This window comes from Flavobacterium hercynium, from assembly GCF_002217285.1.
Classification (GTDB): domain Bacteria; phylum Bacteroidota; class Bacteroidia; order Flavobacteriales; family Flavobacteriaceae; genus Flavobacterium; species Flavobacterium hercynium.
Genome location: NZ_MUGW01000002.1, coordinates 346,083 through 354,225, shown reverse-complemented (window position 1 = coordinate 354,225; position 8,143 = coordinate 346,083). Strand labels below are relative to the sequence as shown.

Here is an 8,143-nt window from a genome sequence, read left to right as displayed (position 1 = left end):
AAATCCTTATTTGTGTATTTTTTATAAATGTAGTGTTTATTTTTATAATTAACATTTTAATAACATCCTATATTTATTATTCAAAATATTAATAATCAAATAATTATAAAAAATTTGATGTGTTTTTGTAATGTATAAATATTTGCTTTGATGTGTTTTTGTAATAAAAAATAAATGCAAATAGTAAAAATTTAACTTTATTATTGCATCAAATTACTAATTAATTAACCAAAATTTTTAGAAAAATGAAATTAACAAAATTACTTTTTTGTATTTCGTCTCTCTTGTTTTCAGTTATCGCAATGGCGCAGGATATTACGGTAAATGGAACCATACATGATGAAAGTGGATTACCCGTCCCAGGGGCAACAGTTTTAGTTAAAGGCACAAACAAAGCAACAGCTTCTGACTTTGATGGGAAATTTCAAATAAGTGTTCCAACTAATGGTGTATTGACCTTTAGTTTTGTAGGTTATGTAAAAGTTGAAGAGGCAGTAAATGGCCGAACTAAACTTGATATTAATTTAAAACCAGAGTCACAAACTTTAAATGAAGTTGTAGTAGTAGGATACGGTACTCAAAAGAAAAGTGTTGTAACCGGTGCAATTTCAAGTGTAAAAGCAAAAGATTTAGAAAGTTTACCAATTACAAGGGTAGAACAAGCTTTACAAGGTAGAGTTTCAGGGGTTTCTATTGCTGCCAATGCAGGTCAGCCGGGATCACCTTCTACCATACGTATTCGTGGATTTACTACCTTGAATAATAATGATCCTTTATGGGTTGTTGACGGTGTAATCATCGACAATGGCGGAATTGGATACCTTAATCAATCTGATATCGAATCTATCGAGGTACTTAAAGATGGTGCTTCTGGTGCAATCTACGGTTCTCGTGCAGCAGCAGGGGTAATTTTAGTAACGACTAAAAAAGGTAAAGCAGGAAGAATTTCTGTAAACTATACAGGTTTTACAGGAACATCTCAGGCAGCTAAAAAATTAGATATGCTAAATGCTTCAGAATATGTTACGATCATGAACGAAGCTTTTACTAATGGAGGAAATGCAGGTCAAAAATTCCCAACAACTAATGCTTCCGGAGCTCCTATAAATTATGGAACAGGAACGAACTGGCAAGATGCTATTTTCAATAATAGTGCACAACGTACTTCTCACGAGTTAAGCTTTAGTGGTGGTAATGATGTATCTACATTCTACATGTCTTTTGGTTTATTAGACCAGGAAGGAATTGTTACTACTGATATTTCTAACTACACAAGAAAAAACATTCGTTTAAACTCGAATCACAAACTTGGAAAATACTTTAAAGTTGGTCAGACTTTAGGTTATTCTAATGAAAAAACGTTAGGTATTGGTAATACAAATGATGAATTTGGTGGACCATTATCTTCAGCAATAAACTTAGATCCTTTAACTCCAATTATCGAAAAAGATCCTGCACAAACAGGTGCTGGATCTATCTATGCTAATAATCCAAATGCCTTAAGAGATCCAAATGGTAATTATTACGGAATTTCGACAAACGTAACACAAGAAAATACCAATCCACTAGCTTACACGCAAACAAGATTAGGGAATCATGATTTTTCTGAAAATTTTGTTGGTAACATCTTTATTGAAGCAGAAATTATACCTGGCTTAAAATTCAGATCTACAGCCGGTGCAAAATTGGCGTATTACGGTGCACAAAATTTTACTCCTGTATTCTTCTTAAACGGAGCTACAAAAAGAGATAAAAACGAATTGTTCAGATCATACAAAAAATCGTATAGCTGGAACTGGGAGAACACCTTGAATTACGATAAAAAAATTGGAGATCATCATTTCGCAGTTTTGCTTGGTAAAGGTACTTACGTAGACAACATTACTTCTGGAAATGATGTTACGTATCAGGGAATTCCAGCTACTACTTATGGCGAAGCTTCTTTTAATGTTGATATTCCAATTTCGGATAAACTTACAAGTGCTTACAATTCTAATGCAGTAGAGCACAGAGTAGAATCATTATTTGCAAGATTAAACTATGATTATAAAGAGAAATATATTGTAACAGGTATTATTCGTCGTGATGGTTCTACAAGATTTGGACCAACAAACAAATACGGAACTTTCCCTTCAGCATCTTTAGGATGGGTACCATCAAAAGAAGAATTCTGGAAAGAAAATAGTGTAGTAAATAACCTGAAAATTCGTGGAGGTTATGGAGTTACAGGAAATGACTCATCTCCTGATTTCTTATACATCTCGACTGTTGGATACCAAAGAAATTATGGTATTGGATCAGGAGGTACATCAACACCAGGTTTAAGCCCAAATGCGATTCCAAATCCGGATTTGAAATGGGAAGAAACAAAACAAGCTAACATTGGATTTGAAGCTACTCTTTTTAATGACTTTAGTTTAAATGTCGATCTTTTCAACAAGAAAACAGAAGGTATCTTAATGAAAGTGCCAATTCCTGGATTTGTTGGAGCAACTGGAAATACATACGCAAACTTAGCTGATATGCAAAATAAAGGTATTGACGTTGAGTTAGGTTACCGTAAAAAAATTGGTGCTTTGAATTTATCTGTTAATGGAAACTTCTCTTACATCAAAAATGAAATTACATACATTGATAAAGGAGTAAATTTTATTGTTGGAGATGAAACAGTACAATCTAGTTCTTACGAAATTAACAGAACAGCAGTTGGACAAGCTTACAACTCATTTTACGGATTCAAAACAAACGGTATCTTTCAATCAGTTGACGAAGTTAATGCTTACAGAAGCGCTAATGGAACTGTAATTCAGCCAAATGCAAAACCAGGGGATTTCCGTTGGCAAGATCTAAACGGCGATGGTCAGATTGATGCTAACGATAGAGATTTCTTAGGAACATCATTGCCGAAATATACATACGGATTGACTTTGAACTTAGACTACAAAGGATTTGATTTGTTAGTGTTTGGTCAGGGAGCAGGTGGAAACAAAATTTACCAAGGTTTAAGAAGATTAGATATTATTAATGCAAATTACCAAACAGATGTTTTAGGTCGTTGGACAGGACCGGGATCAACTAACAGTTATCCTAGAGTTACTACAGATGATACAAACAAAAACTTTAGTAATCCGTCTGACTTTAATTTAGAAAAAGGAGATTTCTTCAGATTCAAAACAATTCAGGTTGGATATTCATTCCCAAAAGAGTGGATAAGCAGTATTTCATTACAAAGAGTAAGACTTTATTTAACAGGAGAGAATTTATTCACAATCACAAAATACAGTGGTTTTGATCCTGAAATTGGAGGTCCTACAGCAGCTGGGATGAACAACGTGCAAGGTGTTGACAGAGGTTTTTATCCTCAGGCAAAATCATACATGTTAGGAGTTAATTTGCAATTTTAATTAAAAAAATAAAATATTATGAAACTTATAAGTTTTAAACAATCATTTATCGCTTTTGGAGTGTTACTGGCACTTGCATCGTGCGATACCGATGAAAAGTTAGAGGTAAAGGGAGACGGAGTAATACTCGAGGAGAATTTTTACAGAAATGAAACAGAAGCTTATGCAGGTCTTGTTGCCGCTTACGATAAATTAGGGAAGTATGCAGGAGCAATGGAAAACGCACCATTACTTTTCTTAAATTCTGCATCTGATGATTTCTATGCAGGAGGAGGAAACTCAGGTGACCAGCCAGGTCTTCAGGTAGCATCAAATTATACGGTGAGTGAAGCAAATATTCCACCGGCAATTTGGGCAGATTACTACAAAGGAGTTGCACGTTGTAATATCATGTTGGTAAAACTTCCTGGAATTCCAATGGATGGTGCTAAAAAGACAAGATTTACAGCAGAGGTAAAAGCATTACGTGCTTATTACTATTTTGACTTAGTAAGATTGTTTAGAAACATTCCGTTAATCTTAACACCGCTTACAAAAGATGAAATTCCATTAGTATCTCAAGTGGATCCATCTGCGATTTATGCACAAATCGAAAAAGATCTTAATGAAGCAATTCCGGATTTACCAATGACTTTAACAGCGCCTGAACTAGGACGTTTTAGTCAAGGAGCTGCAACTGCACTTTTAGGGAAAGTATATTTATACAACAACAAAAAAGCAGAAGCTGCAGTAGAGTTAGCAAAAGTAAATGGAGCTACTCCTGGAGGAACAAGCAGTTATGGATATAAATTGATGGATAATTTTTCTGAGTTGTGGGATCATAAACATGAATTTAATTCAGAGTCAATTTTTGAGATTAGCTATTCAGATAAATCAAATGCTGATTGGGGTAATTTCGAAAGAGGGGATGATGAAGGAAACGTAGCAGCTCAGTTAATGGGTATGAGAGATTACAGCAGAACTGACGCTGGAAAATTATTAGGATTACCAGATTATATTAATGGTTGGGGATTCCTTCCTGTTACAACAGATTTGGCTGATGCTTTGAAACCTGATCCTCGTTTTGAATGGACTATTTTTGATGCAAATGCACAACAAGCAGCTGGAAATATGACTTTTACAGATAGTTATAAAGAAACAGGATATCATTTTATCAAATATGCTCCGGTTAACGAAGATATTAAAGCAGCAAACCCTTTCCTGAATTTTGCAATCAATACGTATATCATCCGTTTGGCTGATACTTATTTGATGGAAGCAGAAGCTTTAGGAGGAACAGGAGCAAGAGCTCAGGCACTTTTAGACGCTGTTAGAGCAAGAGTTGGTTTAACACCTGTACCTGTTTCTATCGCTGCAATTTATGCAGAAAGAAGGTTAGAACTTGCTGGAGAAGGGCACCGTTGGTATGACTTAGTAAGAACTGGAGAAGCAGCTACAAAACTTGCTTTCAAAGGTTTTACAGCAAATAAAAACGAAGCTTTCCCAATTCCTTATAGTGAATTTAATAATACAAAAATGGTTCAGAATACAGGTTATTAATAACCATAGAACAACAACTTTAATACAAGTCTGATAATAAAATAAGTCAGACTTTAGAAATATATGTTTAAAGTTATTTTGAGTTAAGTTTAAGTTTGGTTGCCAAAATAGCCCATGTTCTTTTTGATTATGGGCTATTTTAAATTTAAGCTAAACTTGTTTTTAAATGAATTTGTATTGAATCATAATCACTAATACATACGAAATGAGAAAAAATGGTTTTATGGTTACTTGTTTATGTTTTTCACTATCTGTTTTAGCACAGCAGAAAACGCAAAAACAAACACAGGAATTTACAGCAAACAATAAAAAAATCACAGTTTATACAACTGCAGATAATACAAAATTACGATTAACTCCAACCGATAATTTAAGTTTTACAGCATCAAAACAACCAGTAGAAACAGAAATCTCTGTTTTTGTGCAGCCCTCAAAACAATTTCAAACCTTTATGGGAATTGGTGGTGCTATTACTGATGCAAGTGCTGAGATTTTTGCAAAACTTTCAAAAGAAAAACAAACCGAATTTTTAAATGCTTATTACGATACTCAAAAAGGTATTGGCTATTCATTGCTAAGAACAACAATCCAAAGTTCTGATTTTAGCAGTGGAAGCTATTCTTATATCGAAGAAGGAGACAAAGATTTGAAGACTTTTTCTATTGATCATGACCGAAAATACCGCATTCCATTAATCAAAGAAGCCATAAAAACTGCTGGAGGAAAAATAGTAACCTATGCTACTCCTTGGTCACCAAATGCTTTTATGAAAAGCAATAAAAACGTTTTGAAAGGCGGAACATTACTTCCTGAGTTTTATCAGCCTTGGGCAAACTTCTATGTCAAATTTATAAAAGAGTATGAAAAAGAAGGAATTCCGATTTGGGGAACCTCTGTGCAAAACGAACCGATGGCAACGCAAACTTGGGAATCGTGTTTGTATACTGCTGAAGAAGAAAGAGATTTTTTGAAAAAATACCTGGGTCCAACGCTTAAGAAAGAAGGACTTGGGAATGTAAAAATTATTGCCTGGGATCATAATCGCGATCTTATGGTGCAACGAGCCAACGTAATTTACTCTGATCCCGAAGCTTCAAAATATGTTTGGGGAATTGGTTTTCATTGGTATGAAACCTGGACAGGTGCTCCGGCTTTGTTTGAAAACGTAGCCAGAGTTAATGAAGCCTATCCGGACAAAAAATTAATGTTTACAGAAGGTTGTGTAGAACGATTTGATGATACCAAATATCAGTTTTGGCCTAATGCTGAGCGATATGGAACTAATATGATTAATGATTTTAATAATGGCACCGTTGGCTGGACAGACTGGAATATATTGTTAGACGAACGTGGTGGTCCAAATCATGTAGGTAATTTTTGCTTTGCATCCATTCACGCCGACACGAATACAGGACAGTTAATCTACACACCATCCTATTATTACATTGGTCATTTCTCTAAATTTATTCGTCCAAATGCTAAGCGCATAAGTACTTCGGTAAGCAGAAAATATTTAGAAAGTACGTCGTTTTTAAATTCTGATGGAAAAATGGCAACCGTAGTACTAAATAATACGGATAATGAGATTACCTATAATCTGATTGTTGCTACACAAAAAACAGTCGTTAAAATTCCGGCACACGCCATTCAAACGCTGGTGTACTAAATTTTAGTTCCTGATTATTTAAATTTTTAATAGTTTTTTAAATGAAACCAATCCAAAGAATAATAATATTTTCACTGTGTATCCTGCAAGTAAGTTGGTCTACAGCTCAAATAGGTCACGGAAAAAAGCCTTCAAAGCAAAAAACGGATAAGAACAAAATTGAGGTTTATACCACAGCAGAAAATACAGATTTAAGATTATCTTCTTCAAATGGGTTTATTTTAAATGCTAATGAATCTTCCAAGGATATTGTTTCCATAACAGTCGATCCTAAAAAGACATTTCAAACATTTCTTGGTATTGGAGGAGCCATTACAGATGCAAGCGCAGAAGTGTTTGCTAAATTGTCACCCGCAAAGCAAAAGGAATTTTTAACAGCTTACTACGATAAAAGTAAAGGTATTGGATATTCACTTGCGAGAACAACTATTCATAGCAGCGATTTCAGCAGTGAAAGTTACACTTATATTGCAGAAGGAGATAAAGATTTAAAGACTTTTAGTCTTGATCACGATCAGAAGTATCGTATTCCATTATTAAAAAAAGCAATTCAGACCGCAGGAGGAAAATTGACTTTGTTTGTAAGTCCGTGGAGTCCTCCGGCATTTATGAAAGACAACAATAACATGTTGCGAGGCGGTGTATTATTGCCTGAGTTTGCACAATCCTGGGCAAATTACTACGCCAGATTTATAAAAGAATATCAGAAAGAAGGTATTCCGATTTGGGGATTGACCATTCAAAATGAACCGATGGCAACTCAAAGTTGGGAATCTTGTATTTACACACCTGAAGCGGAAAGAGATTTCCTGAAAAACTTTCTTGGGCCTACTTTAGAGAAAGAAGGATTGGGGGCGCAAAAAATCATTATTTGGGATCATAATAGGGGCGATATGCTCGAAAAAAGAGCCAATCTTGTTTTTTCTGATCCTGAAGTTTCTAAGTATGCCTGGGGAATAGGTTTTCACTGGTACGAAACCTGGAATGGCGGACCACCGAAATTTGAATCTGTAGGGAATGTGAACAAAGCTTTTCCAAATAAAGGTTTATTGTTTACCGAAGGCTGTATCGAAAAATTCGATGCCGAAAAGTATCAGTTTTGGGGAAATGCAGAACGTTACGGAATCAATATGATTAATGATTTTAATAACGGAACTGTAGGCTGGACAGACTGGAATATTCTTTTAGATCAAAAAGGAGGACCAAATCACGTAGGTAATTTTTGCTTTGCACCCATTCATGCCGACACCAATTCAGGTCAGCTAATTTACACGCCGATGTATTATTATATTGGACATTTCTCCAAATTTATCCGACCGGATGCTAAGCGAATCAGTAATGTTACCAGCGATAAAAAACTGCTGAGTACTTCTTTTAGCAACAAAAACGGAAAAACAGTTACTATTGTCATGAACCAATCTGATAAAGAAGTGATTTATGAAATAAAAAACAATGCTCTAAAAAGCACCATTAAAATTCCCGCACATGCTATGCAGACTCTGGTATTCTAGAGTTTTTACTATGATATTAATTT

Annotated in this window: 4 protein-coding genes; all 4 read left to right on the top strand. The window is 34.9% G+C overall.

Annotated elements, in window-relative coordinates:
• Nucleotides 1-245 precede the first annotated feature (245 nt).
• Complete coding sequence (locus tag B0A66_RS01875) at nucleotides 246-3,404, top strand: SusC/RagA family TonB-linked outer membrane protein (protein WP_089048137.1); 3,159 nt, start codon at nucleotides 246-248, stop codon at nucleotides 3,402-3,404.
• A gap of 18 nt (nucleotides 3,405-3,422) precedes the next feature.
• Nucleotides 3,423-4,943, top strand: a complete 1,521-nt coding sequence (locus B0A66_RS01870; RefSeq protein ID WP_089048136.1) for a RagB/SusD family nutrient uptake outer membrane protein — start codon at nucleotides 3,423-3,425, stop codon at nucleotides 4,941-4,943.
• A gap of 205 nt (nucleotides 4,944-5,148) precedes the next feature.
• Entirely contained in the window at nucleotides 5,149-6,609 is a 1,461-nt protein-coding gene (locus B0A66_RS01865) for a glycoside hydrolase family 30 protein (RefSeq protein ID WP_089048135.1), read from the top strand.
• A 41-nt stretch (nucleotides 6,610-6,650) separates the two neighbouring features.
• Nucleotides 6,651-8,120 (top strand): glycoside hydrolase family 30 protein, encoded by a 1,470-nt coding sequence (locus B0A66_RS01860; RefSeq protein ID WP_089048134.1) that lies wholly within the window; start codon nucleotides 6,651-6,653, stop codon nucleotides 8,118-8,120.
• Nucleotides 8,121-8,143: the final 23 nt, after the last annotated feature.